This window comes from Pseudobutyrivibrio sp. ACV-2 (genome assembly GCF_900107545.1).
Taxonomy (GTDB): domain Bacteria; phylum Bacillota; class Clostridia; order Lachnospirales; family Lachnospiraceae; genus Pseudobutyrivibrio.
In genome coordinates this window covers 15,221-33,466 of record NZ_FNQZ01000023.1, presented here as the reverse complement: position 1 = coordinate 33,466, position 18,246 = coordinate 15,221, and the positions used below count along the sequence as shown (strand labels likewise).

The following is an 18,246-nucleotide window of genomic DNA, read 5'->3' as shown; positions in this document are numbered from 1 at the left end:
AACAACACCTACCGGTGTTGACTTGATTAAAAGTGCTATGCACAGACCTAATCTTTCATTTGCTTGATTACAGTGTATCTGCCCAGAAATGGGAGTCAAGGATGCTTTGCACCGAAGGCTTTGTCCTTGACACCCATTTCAAGGCAGATAAAATATCAACAAGCAAAAGAAGGATTATTTGTCGTACAAAAAAGTACGGCATTAAACATTAATCAAAGGCCTGCGTAGCAGGGCTTCCTTTTAAAAGATAAAAAGAGTAAGATAGTCACAAATCTAATTCTTATCACAAATACATAGGGATAGTCTTTTCTATGATTTCCGAGTACAAATTTACGCTGCCAATAGTAAAATAGATATATTTACAATTATAATAATCTGAATTATAATAATCTCAAATATAAAAACACAGGAGGAATATATGTCAGCATTTATAGATAGAATCGATGAGATGGCTTCTCTTGAAAATGAATATGCCAGAGATTCAGCATCCTTTGTTGTTATTTATGGAAGAAGAAGAGTTGGTAAAACTACTCTCATAAATCATTTTTGCGAAAATAAAAAAGCAATTTATTTCTTAGCGACAGAAGAGAATGAGTCAGAGAATCGAAATGCTTTCAAGGAGCTTGTTGCAGAAACTTTTGATAATTCCTTACTAGCAAGTGCAACACTTGATTCCTGGACACCTATCTTCAAAATAATAGCTGATGAATCCAGAGGCGAGAGAATTGTACTTGTCATGGACGAGTTTCAGAATCTAGGTAAGGCTAATAAGGCGTTTCCATCTGTGATGCAGAAGATTTGGGATGAGATCTTATCGAAGTCAAATGTTATGCTGATTCTTTGCGGATCACTTATCAATATGATGACTTCACAGGTCCTTAACTATGATTCGCCTCTTTATGGACGTAGAACTGCACAGATAAAGCTAAAGCAGATTGATTTCTCATATTATCATGAGTTTGATGAAACATTGTCATTAGAGGAACAGATTGAACAATATGCTGTAACTGGAGGAGTTCCAAAGTATATTGAGCTTTTTGATAAAAAGAAAGATATCTATAAATCAATCAAGGAAAACATCTTGTCTACAAGTTCGTTTCTATATGCTGAGCCTGAGTTCTTGTTGCAAAAAGAGGTTTCTGAGATTGGGAGTTATTTCTCCATATTGAAGGCAATTGCTGCAGGTAACCATAAACTTAGCAAGATTGCAACTGCCCTGGGGGTATCTCAATCGAACTTAACGAATTATCTGAAGACGCTTATCGATTTAGATATTATTGAGAGGGAAGTCCCTGTTACAGAAGAGAATCCAGAGAAGAGCAAGATGGGCCTATACAGAATTAAGGATAATTTCATAGCTTTCTGGTTCAAATTTGTATATCCAAACCGAAGCATGCTTGAATCAGGACATCCTGAATACGTAGAAGATAAGATAAAAAACAACTTCATCGACAATCATGTTTCATATATCTATGAAGATGTTTGTCGTGGAGATATTTGGAAGCTATTATCTGAAGGTATAACATTCAATCGAGCTGGAAGATGGTGGTCAAAAGATGTTGAGATAGACATTGTTGCGTATGATTCTACAGGAGCAGATATTGTCTTTGGCGAATGCAAGTATTCTAAGAACAAGAAAGGACTTAGTGTCCTAAATGATCTCCAGGAAAAGGCGAAGACTGTTAACTGGAATAAAGATAATCGAAAAGAGTATTATGTTTTGTATTCAAAAAGCGGATTTACTGATGAATTGGTGGAATATGCTACAGAACATATAAATGTTTATTTGAAGCAATTATAAAGATAAAGGCGCTATATTATCACGATATAGTGCCTTTTTTTATGCCTTAGGATAAAAACTACAGAAATATTATAAAAGTTCTATTTTACATTTTTTCTGCTTAGAGGACTTTTTTTCTCTGTATTTACAATATCGTTTGAAGTCTATTACCTTTAGATCATCCTCGGTCAAACGTAAGTGATCCAGTATTATCTCTATAATCGCACTGTGAATTTCTTGAAGCATATCTATCATAATTATATGATTCCTTTCCAAAAGCTATATAAATATTATACATATTTTATTCATTCGTGGCATTCAACTCTTAGTTGAAAAAAGAATTTAGAAAAAAATTGAAAAAGTGATTAAAACAGACACTAGAAATTTCTAATACAGTGAAAAAAACCTATATCAGACTCAGAAAGACATTGAGAAAGGATGTAGGATTTTATGAACAAAGACTATAGAGAAGTGACAAAGACATGTATCTATACAATTAAATATAGCCAGTATATTGCTGAGAATAGTAGGGATATAAATAGGATGCTTAAGGAGTGCATGAATATATCTATATTCAGAGAACAGCCAGACCCTGCCTTTAAAAATGGAGAATATCTAATGACTGCGGATTGCTCTGCTGGTAAGACATATGCTTTTGCTAAAGATATCTTCCTTAAGACTAGAAAGAATCATATAAATATTTTGGCATCACCAAACGTTTCTCAGGTCAGCCAGAATTCTAAAAAGTATGCGTTCAAGGCTGTAGCTGGTAAAAATGCGGTGATAAATAGAAACGTCGAGGATTACGTAGCGACAAACGTAATCTACGACAAGCTTCTTACTGAAATAAAGAAAATTGAAATGGAAAATGATCTTAAAGATGTGTTTCTTGTAATAGACGAGGCACATCTATTAGTTGATGCTATTGACTATCGTAAAGAAGCCATTAACGATGTTAAGCTTGCTTGTAGAAAGGTGGCTAATGCTGGAGGTCGAGTTGTTTATTTAACAGGCACGCCGATGAGTATCCTTCTAACTCCGCCTGATAATAACCCGCTTTGTAGTGAATACAAGGCTCATATTGTTTGCGAGAAGGTCGGTATTAATGGTAAGCCAGAAGTATATAGAAATTATAAATATTGCAATATCGTACCTTATAAGAATGTTCGTCATTTACCTTATGAGCTTGCAAGACTTGCAGATGAAGTGAAGGAAGGCGGCTATTTCTTGGTACATAACAATGACAAAGAATACAATCTGAGAGCGGTAAAGTTCTTAGAAGAACAGGGTATAAGCGCAGCTGCTATTTCTTCGGATGATATTAATTACAGTAAGGTGGATGAAATTTATTCTAATAGTGCGTACAACGACATTATCAGTGAAGGAAAGATTAATCTGGGGCCTATTGGATTAGGCTATCAGGTTATTTTTACAACATCGCTTCTTAACAATGGTACGTCAATTGATGAGCTTGTCTATCGTGATGAAGATTCGCTTATTGATTATCGTAATCACAACATGGTTAAGTGTATCTACGTTTGTAATAAGAAAGAAGAGTTCAATTTGAATAATATTGAGCAGTTCTTCTTACGTATTAGATTTAGTCACCATAGCAACATGATTGTTCTTCCAGAAAGCTTAGTTGACGAAAGGGAAGTGGAGTACAAGAATTATGAGGACTTCTTAAGGGCTTATATTTTTGGATCAGAAAACAACTACAGAAAGGCAAATACTGGTGTAAGTTTGTCCAACAGCATGACCAAAAGAGCAAATGAGGCATATTGTCAGTACATGCTATCTAATTGGAATCTATTGGAGAAGAAAGTTGCGCAGGAACTAGGAGTTGAAACGACAATAGCCAATGTAGTTGCAGATAGTACAGATATATATGCTTCAGGCAACTGGACCTATACCGAAGATGACATAAATCTAATATGTAATACGATAGCATCAGCCATTAACAATAAAGAGACATTCTACAAATTTATAGCTTGGAATGTAGACATTAATGGAACGAATAATATTAGAGAGCAAATTAAAGCTGTTGATGCAGCCATAGCAAAACCAATAGCAAAGTTACTTCTCCTGTATCACATGAGTACAGGTTCTTTTGACATGTCTATATTTATCGATAATCTCAGAATGGCCTTTGAACTTGCGAATATGGAGTATAAGACTATAACTAAATACTTAAAAGACTTAGAAAAGTTCTATGAGAAGTTATTCTTTAGAATGGCCAAAACTAATCAAACTGTAGCTATGGCTATTAGAGATTATGTTGTTCTTAATGAAAACAGTTTTGGAAGGGCCGACATTCGTAAAACTATAAGCAAGGCTGTGTATGGAAGAGAAGATATAAAGGACCATACAGTTTCGAATAACGATTTAAAGCAATTACAAGAAGAGGCTGCTTATAGATATTACCAAGCTATATTTATGAGTAGATTGTTCAATAACTGGATTATGATGTTTGGAGCGACTCTTAAGCAGAGTGGACGTATGATTTCATGGAAGCGCTTATGTTCCATTGGTGAGAGCTTTACGGGAGAAATGATTTCAGAGCTTACAAACTATATCCGTGTATTTAATGACAGTAGCGAAGATAGCTCTTATAGGATTTGCCAGATGGCAGCAATTCTAAAGAGTAAAGAATTTGCCGAGTTATTTGGTGCTCAGTATATAGATGGTAACTATAATTGGAAGAAGGTACTTATTGATTATAATAAGTGCTCTATTGCTGTACCTAAATTAAGGGAAGCGATGAAGATTTATCATCATTATGATATTAAAAAGTCTGATGATTACATCAGACGAATGATTTTGAAGTTGTATGGTTACATGTTTACTTATAAGGAAAAGCAGGTTCAGGTAACAATCAAATGCAATAATGGTAAATGTGAAAGCTATACTAAGGATTCAACAGCTATCTATATATATGGTGAGAGAAAGAGCATTCAGTCACTAGATCCTATAATGCTTACATTCTTCAATGCTGCTAACTACAAAAAGAAACAGGGGTATGAGAGTATTCCAATGGAGCTTAAGGCTGATGCTATTGAGCTTGAGGAACGTATTAACGTTAATAAATATATAATTGAGGAGCCTTCTGGCAAAAGATACTATGATTTGGAGAAGTTAACAGCTAATGGAGAATTCCTAAATATTTGCGAGTACTACACGGTGTATGTAGCTAAATTACGCGATTTAACCGGCAAGCCAGTATACAAATGTGTTGCTGCAGCGTTATCAGATATTAATGGCGTTTTGACGCATAACAAAATCACATTGTTAGATGATTTCTATAAATTATTTAAGTACGAAGATGATATTTATAGCTACAAGGATATGATTAAGCATCGTGTACCAGTAGGTTCTGATTTAATCTTCAGAAATGGTAATGAGCTTGTTGTTAACACCAAGGGGGTTAAAGAAGAGCTTATCAGGTTGAACCTAATCTAGATTATACGTAGAAGAAATCATCAATATAATTTAATAAAGTCTTAATGGATATTGTATATTGGTCTCTGGATTAAACCCATAGGCCTATTTTTCGTGTGTTTAACTCAATAGATTGAGTCAAGATACTGTAGGTTATAAGGTTTATAAGGAGGATAGACAGTCTGAAGTCGAGAATAAGCCTTCTTATGTCGTATAAGTAAGGTAAATCTAATATATTATTATATCTATATACAGTAGACGATTAGTTGAGATATCTAGGATTTATGGGCATTATTGGCCATAAAAAGATATTAAGTGTTCATATAGCATAAACCCAAATACGAAGCACACATCATTATGATTAGATAGACATACTGCTACCTAAATGCTCATATTTAAGGTTGCGCTTATCATAAAAGATTCTATTTATCCAGAAATGTAATCAGTAATATCAGCCATATAATGCTATAATATTGTTGTTACTATAGATGTTGAGGATAATGGAAGGTTGTATGATGAGTAGAGAACAGGTCGGTTTTAATAAGTTAATTGAAACGATTGGAAAAGACTTTTGCTTACAATACAAAGATGTATCTTGCTTCAGCACTGAAGAGGTTCCGGAGGGGTTATATTGCTTTTTAGGTTTCGATCTACATGCTAATGAGCGTACATTAACACTTTCAAGCAATTTAGATGAATGGGATGTCTATGCTACTTGCATAGTCTTCGATGATAATACAGTAGAGTTAAGAAAATGCAAGCTTCCATCAAATATTCACTGGATAGCTTTGAATCCTAGTGATCAACCAACTAAGGAGCAAGCGACAGAGATAGAAGAAGCTTCCAGGAGACCTATACAATATACGGAGGACGCACCTGAACTTACAGATGAAGAGTTATCAGAATTTAGACCGGTAAAACCACACCGATAGAGTAAGGTATTATCATGAAAATAATAAAGCATATTTTTGATGGTGACTTTGGTTGCGAAGAAAGTAATAACAAAAAGCCTACAGTATCATTAACACTTATAGATGAAGCTGGTAATGAATCTTACATAGCAGTAGAAGATGAATGGCTTACAAACAATGGATTAAATATTGGCGACACTTGGCCTGAGGAGGAGCAAATTTGAATAGAGCAGATGTACTAAAGAAAGAATATAACCTTGAAAAACATCCTGAAGGCGGCTGGTTCGTAGAAGTATATACAGCTCCTTTCGAAAAGGAAGGCAGACCTCTTGCAGGTAGCATTTACTTCTTGTTAGATATGGGAGAGCTTTCTCATTTCCACCAGATAGACTGTGATGAAATCTGGTATTTCCACGAGGGCTGTGGAATGAAGGTAACAATGCTTACAGACACTGGCAAAGAAGAACTGCTATTAGGAAACAATCTTGAGAAAGGCCAGCGAGCAATGGTTCTTATTCCAAAGGGCGCTATCTTTGCTGCAGAGAACCTTGCTGCAGATGGCTTCACATTTGTATCCTGCGCCACAACACCAAACTTTACATATGACGGCTTTAGATTAGTTGAAAAGGCGGAGATAAGAGAGAAGTTCCCAGAGATTGCGGGGGATATTGAGTATTTGGCTTATTAATATTCAGTTAGACTTCACATAAATTACTGTGAAAGAACATACAGGGAGAGTACTATACAATCATCGCAAGAGCGATTGAAAACTTTTTCATATATTCATTCTCCCTATAAATGGCTGCTGGCGGGCAGCCTTTTTTTGCAAATAAAAAGCCTTATTACAAGGGAGAGAAAGACACACACATCCAAGGTCCTTTGTAAGAAGGCTTAATATATACGATATTGTTGTTATTTATGAATTATTATAAGCAAATACAGGACATTTGCAACTTTAATACTCATTATTGCACAAATAAGGCATATATCACTATAATATGCATAGAAACTATAGATTGTTGTCAGTGAGAGGGGGATTTTTCAATGGCAGATATAAAAGATATTGTTAAGCAGTTAGGTGGAGACAAAGATTTGGCTGGAGCTTTTATGAAGTAGATATTGATTAAGTAAAATACCATCTTTTTTACAGGTGGTATTTTTGTTTGTGTCAAGATTTTCACTGTCTTATATTAATGTATGCAATATTATCGCGGGGAGTTAATTAATAATAAACTCATTTTATTACCCCAGAATTGATTAAAATATTGCAATTGTGGAGGAATAAATATATAATCAAATTATGATTGGAAGAACAAAAGAAGTAAAAGAATTAAATAGACTATATGACAGAAATCACTCAGAACTTGTTGTTATTTATGGAAGACGTCGTGTGGGGAAGACATATCTTGTAAATGAAACTTTTAAAGACAGGATTACTTTTCGTCATACAGGATTATCCCCAATTGAGATTAAGAACAACGGCGCTTTAAAGGCACAACTAGACCATTTTTTTCTTTCATTACAAATGTATGGTTTAAGAGGCGAGAAAAAACCAAAGAATTGGTTAGAGGCATTTTTCTTACTTGAAAAGCTACTTATATCGAAAGATGACGGTGGAAGACAAGTGGTATTTATAGATGAGTTGCCATGGCTTGATACACAAAGATCTGGATTTGTAACTGCTTTTGAGGCATTTTTTAATGGTTGGTGTTCGGCTCATAGTAACGTAATGGTTATAGTTTGTGGTAGTGCTAGTTCTTGGATTCAGGATAAGCTGCTGAATAATTATGGTGGCTTATATAATCGAGTAACCTACACGATGAAATTATCTCCATTTACGCTTAAGGAATGTGAAGATTATTTTGTGTCACAGCATGTTGATTTGACGCGTTATAACATAGCACAAAGCTATATGGTTTTCGGTGGAATACCATATTATCTTGGTTACATTCGTGAAGACCTGAGTTTAGCACAAAACATAGATGAATTGTTCTTTTCTGATAAGCCGCTATTGGAAGGCGAGTATGATAGACTATTTACTTCTGTATTTTCAAATCCAGAAAAGATAAAACAGATAGTAGAATTTCTTTTTACTAGAAATCGTGGATATACGAGAAAAGAGATTTCTGAAGGAACTGGTATTTCCAGTGGAAGTGATTTAACAAATTATTTGGAAGCGATAGTTGCCAGTGATTTTGCAATTAAATATATTTCATTTGGTGACGGAAAGCGAGAAGAATGTTATAGGTTAACAGATCCATTTTGTATTTTTTATTTACATTTTCTAAATGGTAAAAATCGTGTCGGAAGTTATTATTGGCAGAACAATTTAAATTCAAGTGCAGTAAATAGTTGGTGTGGAGTTGCATTTGAAAATATATGTTTCAATCATATAAAACAAATAAAAAATGCATTATCTATTGGTGGAATCGAAACCAATAATACGGTTTGGACTAAAACTGGCGGAAAGGATAGTGCAGGAGCACAGATAGACCTTATAATTGAAAGAGCCGATAATGTCATTAATTTGTGTGAAGCAAAGTTTTATAGTGACGAATTTGTTGTAGATAAAAAGTATGAAATGCAGATACGAGAAAGAGTTTCTCTAGTTAAGGAACATATATCTAAAAAGCAAACCATACGTAATACATTGATTACAACATTTGGAGTGAAGAGAAATGAGTATAGCTGGATCTTTACAAATATAATCACGTTGGAAGATTTATTTGTGTGATAGGTGCTTTATTTCTCCAGAATCATAGAAAAAACATTAAATCTGGGGATGTAAAATAGTAATATAGCTTCTGTGCGCAGTATTAAGAAATCGCATACACGTTTTAAATTAGGGCTTCCTTTACAGGTGGCTCTAAATTTTTACATTGTAATAAATAATATAATCATATAAGGTGTCAAAAGTTTATTTCAAAATATTGTTGACAATTAAAGAAAATGAGGATACTATTTTGTTAGAAATTAGCGAACAAGTTAACATATTGTAGAGGTTAATGAGCAGTAGTAGATAATATCTATTTTTTTAGGTTAGAGTTAGAAATTAGCGAACAAGTTAACATACTATAAGATAGCACTAAGTTATCAGAAAGTAGGTGTACATGATTAGAAAACCCAAAAAACCGTTCATTAGAGATGTTTTTCTTGCAGAGCTGACTAAAGATGCAAAAAGGACAAGACCAGATGGATATCCCATTATTGAAGAATGGATGGTTGCCGAGAAACCACCTAAAGAATTGTTTCAGTGGGATAGACGTTATGATGTGACAGAGCCTGAAAAATCCGGCATGTCATTTTACTGCAATGACTCAGGATTTATTCCAATACTAAATAATCCACAGGGATACACAGATAAGCTCCGTGTGTATGAATGCATTGTTGGAATTGATCCAAGTCCATATGATAATATGCCACTAGTTGTTCAAAAAAGCCAAATTTATAACAATCTTGCAATTACATATTATTATGGAAAACAAGGACTAAAAATCATACCTAATGTCAGATTAGGCAATAATGAAACAATTGGTTCATTATCTGCGTATCCCAAGGGGACTTTGATAGCGATAGGAACACACGGATTTACTAAAAAACTCGAGAATAGACAGATTTTTAAAAATCAAGTATCGATCGCAGTTGAAGAGATAAGACCATCAGGTATAATAGTTTATGGACCTGTATCTGAATATATTTTTCAGGCAGCCATCAGTAAAGAGATACCCATTTATCAGTATGATTCATACACCATGAAACAAAATGCTAAAGACAAGGCTGAACGCAAAAATAAGCAGGAGGGTAAGAATCATGAAAGGGTATAACAGTGATTATGGTGGCGGTGGAAATGGCAAAGCTGTTAACGGTGAAGATTACAATGGGGCTGGTTCTAAATCTGTAGGCCGGGTTGATTCAGTAAATATTACTGCAGATGTACATTCTGTGCCTACTACTGGAGAACCGAATTCTGTTTCAAAAAATTACAAAGATGGAAAGTTAGATTCGGAGAGATATTATGATGGGGATGGAAATGCATATCTGGATATAGATTATTCGGATCATGGAAATCCCAAAACGCATCCAAAGGTGCCACATGAACATAATATTTGGTTTGATAATGATGGAGGTTTCCATCGTGGAAGGGATAAGGGTATAAACAAATGACTAAAGCGCAATTGTTTCAATATATATCAGAGGGACGAGAGATAGAATTTGAATATAAAGGGAAAAAATATTCAATTACTTATAGTCCGTCATGGGATGATGATTACATATCATTTTGTGAATTTTATCAATATACATCAGATGTAAAAACTCCAGAGGAGCTGATTTCTGTCGAGAGAGATGGAGTTACGGTTCTTGAGATGATAGAATCACTAGATGAAGATAAAATCTGGATTTATTAATGAAAAATATAAGTAAAGACAGGGAGAAGTGATATGCTCCTTGTCTTTTTTTGTTAAAAATATTAAAATGTAAGCATATAAGCGAACAGATAAACCAATATGGAAAGGAATGGCTTATGACAGGGGAATTTGGGAAATATGTAGAAAAGAAACGTAAAGCAAAAAATATGACTTTGCGTGGTCTAGCAGCAGAACTAGAAATAGCACCAGCATATATGAGTGATATTGAAAAAGGACATCGTTATCCGCCTGATAAAAACAAATTGGAGAAGATGGCAGAGATATTAGAACTTAATGAAAAAGAAAAAAATGACATGTATGATCTTGCTGCAGGAGAAAAAGAGAACGCTGTTTCACCAGATTTACCAGAATATATTATGGGAACAAAAAAGGCTAGGGTGGCTCTGAGAATGGCGAGAGATAATGGCGCAACAGATGCTACTTGGCAAAAAGTAATTGATATGCTTGAACGAGAGGCAAAGGAGTAAAATCGATGCATTGCACAAATTATTCTCTTGAAGAATTGGAGAATAAGGCTATTGAATTGATAAGAAAGTTTGATGAGGAGAGATTGTACAAAACCAAACCTATTGATGTATATGCTGTTATCGAAAAATGCCTAGGAGTTCCTTATGACTGGAAGTATCTTACACCAGATCAATCAATACTTGGGGTCACAGCGTTTAGCGATGGATATTTATACGTATGGCCAGAAAGTAGATACTATGAAGGTTTATTACCGTACAAGGTGTATGTTGAAAAGGGCACTATTTTAATTGATGAAACATTAACAGAAAAAGAGAATAGGGGACGAGAAAATTTTACCGTTATGCATGAGATTTTTCATAATGTTTTACATAAGGAATGTTTTATTGCTGAGGATAGTACTATTATGCACCCAACTTATAGTAGAACTATCGACGGTAAGATTAAGACTTCAAGTGGGGTATGGAAGACGATTGAATGGCAAGCAAATGTTTGTGCAGCATCTTTTTTAATGCCAGCTGATTTGGTTAGAGCAGAATATGAAGAAAGGTACAGTCAGGCCAAATTTGCTAGACATAATCGTGATTACATGTGGAAATTGATTAAGAATATGTCTAGTGATTTTAACGTATCTAAACAAGCAATGTCGTATAGACTTCAGAACTTAGGTTTAATAAATGAAAAAGAAGAAAATTTACTAAAATAGCAAAGATAAGGTTGTTCCATTTGTTGATGTGACAACTCATGTTGAGTTTGAGTTATAAGAAATTTCAACCATCTTATCAGATAATACACAAATTTTTAGAATAGCCTTGCAGATGCAGGCGTGGAGTCGCCTACATCACTAAAATACAAGAAATACGTAAATGGCAAAAATGTGCGTATTTTCGCTGGTTTTATCGATTTTTCAAAGAAAAATCGATGGAGCTGGCTTTTTTATTGCAGGAAAAGGAAAGATTTAGTTATGATTGACGATAATATAGTTTTTATGTTGCTGGCAGCCATGTGTCTAGCTGCATTTTGCTTTGATTTAGCAGTAGAATTTGCAAAAGGTTTAGCTACATTACGTGAATGTAATGTAAAAGTAGAAGCGGTTCTAAGATATATAGATAAAGTGGATAGTCCAAATGATCGTTATAAACATTATATGTATTATCCTGTTTTTACTTATGAATATGAAGGAATAAATTATACGTCTAGCTCTCAAAGAAGATTGTATTTTCTTGAGAAAAGAAGATATTTTAATCATGAAAGTGAGCGTTTTATGATTAGAATTAATGGAGAGAATCCTAGACGATGTGTCCAAGGAAGTATTCTTGAACCTGCCGGTTTTTTTCTTATTTCTATGGCATTTATGACCTGGTTCTTTATGCGAGGGAAACTTTTATAAGATTTGACATAGTTAACGCAACCAAAAGAGAATCTAAAGTGAATGTGGATAGTGCTTAAGCACAACAACTATAGGCAAGACATTGTGAATGCCGACATTGTGAATGCTGAATGCACTATATATAGTGTGATGGCAATAGAGTACCACTATATCTTGCGGTTAAATATTAATTTATCTGTGTGAATAATTCGGAAATTCACGAAATTATACAAAATAGGAGCAATTATAGAGTTTATCTGAATGTCGGATAAACGCTGTATTTACAACAAATTTGGCGGTTCTTATTTCTTTTTATGAAGTGTATTATAGAACAATTGAGTGAATAGTTCAATAATTGTGCCTTATCTATCGGAAAAAGAAAAAAGATTAACTATACCTCAAATTATAGTCCAGTTAGTACAGTTAAAAATCCCTCCAGACAAAGATCTGGAGGGATGTTGTGCTTATACAAATATTATAGGGATATTACCTTACAAAAAAATAACCAACAACAGGCCCCATAAATATTGCAAGATAAATTAGTGTGATCCATGGCTGATAATCAATATAGAATTCTCTAAATGTAAGTCTCCATGGGTGTTTAATTAGCACCCATCCGACTAAATCAAAAATTATACAGATGCCAGCCCAGATAGCACCTGTAATTAGTGCTGCTGAAATTGTAGGCACTGAAAGGCTATTAACATAAATAAATCCAAATAGTGAGAACAAGATAATATTGTAGAGTGGATGCCAAGGTTTGGTTCTTTCGTATCCTTCGCCCATTCCTGGGCTCTCTTTCATGGACTTCATATGCAACACCTTTATATTAAAAATAGTGTGTGCAATTCCAACCCAAGTAACTAAAACATAGCAAATCCAAAAGCAAATCATTGATACCCCAAAACGTTCCATAATCATTACATCTCCTTTGTTAAGATATAATAATTTTATTCAATCAAAGCATAATATACCATTGATTAATGTCATTTTTTTAATGATAAATGTCATACGTCTAGGTATCTATTAGTAGGAAGTTCGAGCTAAACATATAACTTAAATTATACGCATAGATAGAAGGCTTAATATAATGCCCCATTCTTTAAATGAAGAATGTCATTTGACACATAACATATAAAATGTGTGATACATAACGTATAAAAAGGTACAAAGGGATCACTTTTATCGGTCATTTTATGCGATTTTGTGACACATAACGTATAAAATGATGTCGGATTGACAGATAAAATATAAAAAGCCGCCCAAAAATGACACATAAAATATAAAAAGCTGTCGTTTTGACACATAAAATATAAAAAGCTGTTCTGTGATTCAGTGCATCTAATATTCACTATTTATCAATAACGTAACGTTTTCATAGGCAGTGGGGCTTTCCGTATTCAGTTGTTTTGTGTGGTAACTTAACAATACCGAATTACGAAAAGTACTTCCACTGCTTTTTAATTGTCATTAAAGATAAAACTGCGCCACAGCCCTGGCAGGCCATCGCGCAGCGATTTTGTTCAATTTGAATTTGTTAATCAAAAACTTCCCTTATCGAATCATCATAGTTTTCTGTGATTATGGTAATCTGTTCTCCATTAGATCTGTATCCATCTATGACCTGATGATTATCTTGTTTCATTTGTTCAGCTGTACAATAAGAATCATCAAGCCTTTTTTCGATATCAGAGGCATGTGATTTTATTTCTTCAAAATGCGAATCTATATATTCATCTGACATAGCAAGGCAGATGAATCTTATCGACTGAAGATACTGCTCACCAAAACTATTCCTCCAATCAAAAGGTATATTGCAGCCTTCAACAATAAGGTTCTGCTCATTCTCAATAGCAGTCTTTATTATCTCTCGAACGATTGGCCAAAGATAGTCTGTAAGTTCAACATCGTCTTCTGGGGTGAGAAAAGAAAAGAACCGGTCTCCCGATTCTTCTTAAAAACATTTCACTTTGTTTATACGCGCTATTTGCGCTTTCTTTTTCCTGTATTATCGGATCCGCGGATTTCTTCATGATAAAAATAATCCACGATTACCGGATGCCCCTGCGGAACCCTTCCATAAGGCATTTCATTATCCACAAACGGGCAATCATACTTCTCGGCAAGTTTCTCGGCTTTGTTTTCCAGAGCCTCGAAATAGCTTCTGTTATGCTTGTTATAAATCTCATCATAGAGCGGCACTAAATCAGGATACTCTTCAGCGATATAGTCCATAACGGTATTCTTAAATCCGCCTCTCAGATTAAGATTCTCCAGCCAAAACAGATCACATTGGTCTTTTACACGTTCAAAGATAGCCTCAAAATCCGTAATGCCCGGAAATACTGGGGATACAAAGCATACTGTCCTGATACCGGCGTCATATATCTGCTTCATCGCAGCAATCCTTCGTTCAATGGAAACCGCTGCATCCATATCGTCCTTGAACTTCTCGTCCAGCGTATTGATCGACCACGATACTGTTACCTGTCCGAGCTCTTTTAGCAGGTCAATATCTCTCACCACAAGGTCGGATTTTGTGCAGATCAGAATATCTGCTCCGCTCCCCCGCAGCTGTTCAAGCAGTTTCCTTGTGTTTCCAAACTCTTTTTCCTGCGGATTATACCCGTCTGTCACGGAGCCGATCACAACGCGCTGTCCGGCATATTTCTCAGGGTGCTTGATTTCAGGCCAGTGCTTGATATCAAGAAATGTTCCCCACTCTTCCGTATGTCCTGTAAACCTTTTCATGAAAGAAGCGTAACAATACTTGCAGGCGTGCGTGCATCCGACATACGGATTCACAGAATACCCTCCCACCGGCAAGTTTGACTTTGTCATGATATTTTTGGTTTCCACATCCCTTATCAGGATATCTTCCGTTCTCACTTCTTCCATGCCCGCTGTACCTCCAATACCTTCTCAAATGCTTCAGGAAATTCCTGCACCATATTTCCATCGCCTATGATCGATTCAAGATCTTCCTTCATAAAAACAGGTATATTCCTTTGATGCGCCTGATCCGTAAGCGACCATGCCCATTCCGGCTCAGTACGGATTTTTCTCCTCTGAGCGCCTGTCATGGTTCCTACAACGATCCAATCAATACTAGAAAGATCGACCTCTCCAGGATCATCAAAAAGCGGCTCAAAGGTCACATGATAATGCTTTGCCCTTACATGATTCCTCAATGCTTCAATGCGCCAGAGTTCTGATCTTCTGGTAACCGTCACCCCAAACCAGGCGTTCTCAAGATCCGTTTCAAAATCCAGGAGATCAGGCCTTTTTGACAAAAATAAAAACTGATGCTGCGGATTTTTCCGGATCTTTTCAAACACCTCTTCTCGCCATTCTTCTTTCCATCCCGAAAGATCACTCATACCGGTCAGAAGGAAATTCTGCGGTCTTGCCTTGTCCATCATTTTAAGCTTGCCTTCAAAAAATTCAGGCTTACTAAAATCCGGTATCATATGCCACCGCTTCACATTATTCCGCGCATAGCAATAATCGCAGCCTACCGTGCAGCCGATGACAAGGTTCATATTCTGGATATTATCTTTTATACAAACACTCATAGCTCTCCACATAAAAAGTTATGGACATCTGCTTGCAGAAATGCCCACAACTTTAAAACTCATACTTACTCGATTACTGCATCGTCGGCGGTATACGCTTCAAGAGAACCTGCCTTCACCTGGATACAGGCATAGCTGATCTCAGAATCATCTGCCGCGAAGAACTGTCTTTTCCCATCCGGCGCAATACGCACGATATCACCGGCAGAAAGCTCTATATCCTCACCGTCAACTACCGCTTTTCCCTTGCCGGAAAGAATGATGTAAATCTCTTCATTGGTCTTATGATAATGAACAAAAGGAACACTCGCACCTGCCGGAAGATGGTTGATGCTGATCTCAGCCCCTGTAAGTCCCAGCTGATTATGAAGTTCAGTTCTCGGATCGTTTGCAACACTTACCTTACTATAGTTAGACATTTCTGATACCTCCACTTGTTGTGATATTGATTGATACAACGGAAGTGTACCACTGCCCTGTTGTGATGTCAAGTGTTACAACAAAACTTTTTAAAATTCTATCAGCTTGTTCGCATCCGCCATTACATCAGCTATGGTTATTCGCCGCATTTTATCTTCCATGGCATTCTGTATTTCTTCAAGCCTGTGATCCATGATCCTGTGAATGTTCCGTCCCACAGGGCATAACTCATTCGGATTCTCATGGAAATGAAACAACTGTCCATTTTCGACAGGCTCCACGGCATTGTAAACATCCAGAAGCGTTATCTCCGTCAAGGATTTCTCTATATCGGCACCGCCGCTTCCCCGCTTCACTGTTACAATCTCCGCCTTCTTCAGCTGCTGCAAAAGTCTTCTGATTACCGTCGGATTTACATTTGCGCTGGATGCAAGAAATTCACTGGTGATTTTATGGTCATTCTTAAATGTTTCAATTGCTATAAGCACATGAACCGCTATTGTAAATCTGCTTGAAATCTGCATTCTGACACCTCCATCGACTCTATCTTAAATCATTTTCGTTGTAATTCCAATAGTCACAATAAGGTACGATTATCCCTTCTAGAATCGATCCATATCATCCTGAGATGCCAGAGTGCTGTATGATCCCTGGTTTTTTAGCCGAAGGATCTCACGATACTTGGTCATAGATTTGACCCTCCTTTATCTGTAGTCACGCTGAAGGCATGCACGTACAGTATAAAGGAATATATGATTCAGTGGCCGCAAGGTGGCTCCAAAACTCCGGAATCAGTGGCTCTCATTCTCCGGAATGGTGGCTCTCAAAGTCCGGACAGGTGGCTCTGGGAGGGCCGGAATAATCACTTAGTTTCTCGAAGAATTGGCTGTTCTCATTATCCTCTATCAAACTGTGCGTAATTTTGTATTTTATATATTATGTGTCAATCGACAATTAATTTTTTGGTATATATTAATACCTTTCATAACGCTCTCTATCGAGATTACGCTGAAAGGTATTAACAAGCAACAGTATTAAATAATCCTAGCTTCTCGCAGGCATTGTAGATTCCATCTTTATCAACGTCTGAAGTCACGTAGTCTGCAAGCTTCTTCAATTCAGGAATAGCATTTCCCATGGCAACCTTTGTCCAATCATCTGTAAACATTGAAATATCATTGCCAGAATCACCAAAAACAACAGCATCACTATAATCAGCATTAAAATAATCCATAACCTTTTTTATGCCTACAGACTTGTAGCTTGGCTCAATAAACAAATATCTTTCATGAAATCTGCAACAAGGAAGATTATCCAGTGCTTTGAGATTTTTCTCCTCTTCTGCGCTGCAGGCTACATATGCTTTATATATATGTTCATAATCTTCAGGATTCAATCCCTTGACGATTTGTTGTTCCATATATGTATCCTTTGCGATTTCATTAAATCGCTCATCGGGAACATATCTTACAGCTGAATTTTCAGGTTGAATTCCCCATGGGTATCCTTTCTCCTGACATTCTCTAATTAAAGTAACCACGTTTTCTTTTGGAAGTGACTGGATTCCTAATAGAGTTTTGTTAATGGTAATACCATAACCTCCATCACTTACCATATTTTCGAAACCTAAATCATTCATTATATCAACTGCAAGAGCCTGAGCTCTGCCTGTTGCAATACAAAGAAAATGACCAGCCTTCTTAAGCTTTTGCAACGCCACGACAGTTGAGTCGGGAATATAGAAATTTTCGTATCCTCCTGCTGCCAGCGTACCATCAATATCAAAAAACAAATACTTTTTCTTATACATTGCTATCTCCTGACATTAGTTTATATTTCCAAGTGCAAAAAGATAATAGCA

Annotated in this window: 19 protein-coding genes; 12 read left to right on the top strand and 7 right to left on the bottom strand. The window is 35.9% G+C overall.

Annotation, left to right across the window (positions count from 1 at the left end; genetic code table 11):
• Positions 1 to 418: 418 nt before the first annotated feature.
• The 12 genes from BLV53_RS15420 (at position 419) to BLV53_RS15365 (ending at position 12,411) form a co-directional block, all read left to right on the top strand.
• Complete coding sequence (locus BLV53_RS15420) at positions 419 to 1,801, top strand: ATP-binding protein (protein WP_090302488.1); 1,383 nt, start codon at positions 419 to 421, stop codon at positions 1,799 to 1,801.
• A gap of 429 nt (positions 1,802 to 2,230) precedes the next feature.
• Entirely contained in the window at positions 2,231 to 5,239 is a 3,009-nt protein-coding gene (locus BLV53_RS15415; RefSeq protein WP_090302487.1) for a DEAD/DEAH box helicase family protein, read from the top strand.
• Positions 5,240 to 5,730: 491 nt separating this feature from the next.
• Positions 5,731 to 6,150 (top strand): hypothetical protein, encoded by a 420-nt coding sequence (locus BLV53_RS15410; protein ID WP_090302486.1) that lies wholly within the window; start codon positions 5,731 to 5,733, stop codon positions 6,148 to 6,150.
• A gap of 14 nt (positions 6,151 to 6,164) precedes the next feature.
• The gene (locus BLV53_RS15405; protein ID WP_090302484.1) at positions 6,165 to 6,353 is read left to right on the top strand and encodes a hypothetical protein; all 189 of its coding nucleotides are present in this window, start codon (positions 6,165 to 6,167) and stop codon (positions 6,351 to 6,353) included.
• A complete protein-coding gene (locus BLV53_RS15400; RefSeq protein WP_090302482.1) occupies positions 6,350 to 6,817 on the top strand; it encodes a cupin domain-containing protein in 468 nt (155 codons plus the stop codon). The genes BLV53_RS15405 and BLV53_RS15400 overlap by 4 nt, the downstream gene beginning before the upstream one ends.
• Positions 6,818 to 7,429: 612 nt before the next feature.
• Positions 7,430 to 8,863 carry an AAA family ATPase gene (locus tag BLV53_RS15395; RefSeq protein ID WP_090170217.1) on the top strand — a complete coding sequence of 478 codons (1,434 nt, stop codon included), beginning with the start codon at positions 7,430 to 7,432 and terminating at the stop codon, positions 8,861 to 8,863.
• 376 nt (positions 8,864 to 9,239) lie between these two features.
• Positions 9,240 to 9,953, top strand: coding sequence for a DUF4417 domain-containing protein (locus BLV53_RS15390; RefSeq protein ID WP_090302480.1), 714 nt, complete (start codon positions 9,240 to 9,242; stop codon positions 9,951 to 9,953).
• Entirely contained in the window at positions 9,940 to 10,293 is a 354-nt protein-coding gene (locus tag BLV53_RS15385; RefSeq protein ID WP_090302478.1) for a hypothetical protein, read from the top strand. Before BLV53_RS15390 ends, BLV53_RS15385 begins: the two co-directional genes overlap by 14 nt.
• Positions 10,290 to 10,535, top strand: a complete 246-nt coding sequence (locus BLV53_RS15380) for a hypothetical protein (protein WP_090302476.1) — start codon at positions 10,290 to 10,292, stop codon at positions 10,533 to 10,535. The genes BLV53_RS15385 and BLV53_RS15380 overlap by 4 nt, the downstream gene beginning before the upstream one ends.
• A gap of 116 nt (positions 10,536 to 10,651) precedes the next feature.
• The gene (locus tag BLV53_RS15375) at positions 10,652 to 11,023 is read left to right on the top strand and encodes a helix-turn-helix domain-containing protein (protein WP_090302492.1); all 372 of its coding nucleotides are present in this window, start codon (positions 10,652 to 10,654) and stop codon (positions 11,021 to 11,023) included.
• 5 nt (positions 11,024 to 11,028) lie between these two features.
• On the top strand, positions 11,029 to 11,727 hold the full coding sequence (locus BLV53_RS15370; RefSeq protein ID WP_090302474.1) for an ImmA/IrrE family metallo-endopeptidase: 699 nt from the start codon (positions 11,029 to 11,031) through the stop codon (positions 11,725 to 11,727).
• 258 nt (positions 11,728 to 11,985) lie between these two features.
• Positions 11,986 to 12,411, top strand: coding sequence for a hypothetical protein (locus BLV53_RS15365; RefSeq protein ID WP_072919581.1), 426 nt, complete (start codon positions 11,986 to 11,988; stop codon positions 12,409 to 12,411).
• 465 nt (positions 12,412 to 12,876) lie between these two features.
• Here the strand turns inward: BLV53_RS15365 and BLV53_RS15360 are convergent, their stop codons facing one another.
• The 7 genes from BLV53_RS15360 to BLV53_RS15330 form a co-directional block, all read right to left on the bottom strand.
• Positions 12,877 to 13,305 carry a hypothetical protein gene (locus BLV53_RS15360; RefSeq protein ID WP_090302490.1) on the bottom strand — a complete coding sequence of 143 codons (429 nt, stop codon included), beginning with the start codon at positions 13,303 to 13,305 and terminating at the stop codon, positions 12,877 to 12,879.
• A gap of 622 nt (positions 13,306 to 13,927) precedes the next feature.
• Positions 13,928 to 14,134 (bottom strand): hypothetical protein, encoded by a 207-nt coding sequence (locus BLV53_RS17250; RefSeq protein ID WP_207646244.1) that lies wholly within the window; start codon positions 14,132 to 14,134, stop codon positions 13,928 to 13,930.
• Positions 14,135 to 14,373: 239 nt separating this feature from the next.
• Complete coding sequence (locus BLV53_RS15350; RefSeq protein WP_027424696.1) at positions 14,374 to 15,288, bottom strand: radical SAM mobile pair protein B; 915 nt, start codon at positions 15,286 to 15,288, stop codon at positions 14,374 to 14,376.
• Positions 15,276 to 15,965 (bottom strand): radical SAM mobile pair protein A, encoded by a 690-nt coding sequence (locus tag BLV53_RS15345; RefSeq protein WP_090302472.1) that lies wholly within the window; start codon positions 15,963 to 15,965, stop codon positions 15,276 to 15,278. Before BLV53_RS15345 ends, BLV53_RS15350 begins: the two co-directional genes overlap by 13 nt.
• Positions 15,966 to 16,030: 65 nt before the next feature.
• Positions 16,031 to 16,384 carry a cupin domain-containing protein gene (locus BLV53_RS15340; protein WP_024344138.1) on the bottom strand — a complete coding sequence of 118 codons (354 nt, stop codon included), beginning with the start codon at positions 16,382 to 16,384 and terminating at the stop codon, positions 16,031 to 16,033.
• Positions 16,385 to 16,474: 90 nt separating this feature from the next.
• On the bottom strand, positions 16,475 to 16,909 hold the full coding sequence (locus BLV53_RS15335; RefSeq protein ID WP_029070341.1) for an Rrf2 family transcriptional regulator: 435 nt from the start codon (positions 16,907 to 16,909) through the stop codon (positions 16,475 to 16,477).
• A 494-nt stretch (positions 16,910 to 17,403) separates the two neighbouring features.
• On the bottom strand, positions 17,404 to 18,195 hold the full coding sequence (locus tag BLV53_RS15330) for an HAD-IIB family hydrolase (RefSeq protein WP_090302470.1): 792 nt from the start codon (positions 18,193 to 18,195) through the stop codon (positions 17,404 to 17,406).
• Between the last annotated feature and the right edge of the window lie 51 nt (positions 18,196 to 18,246).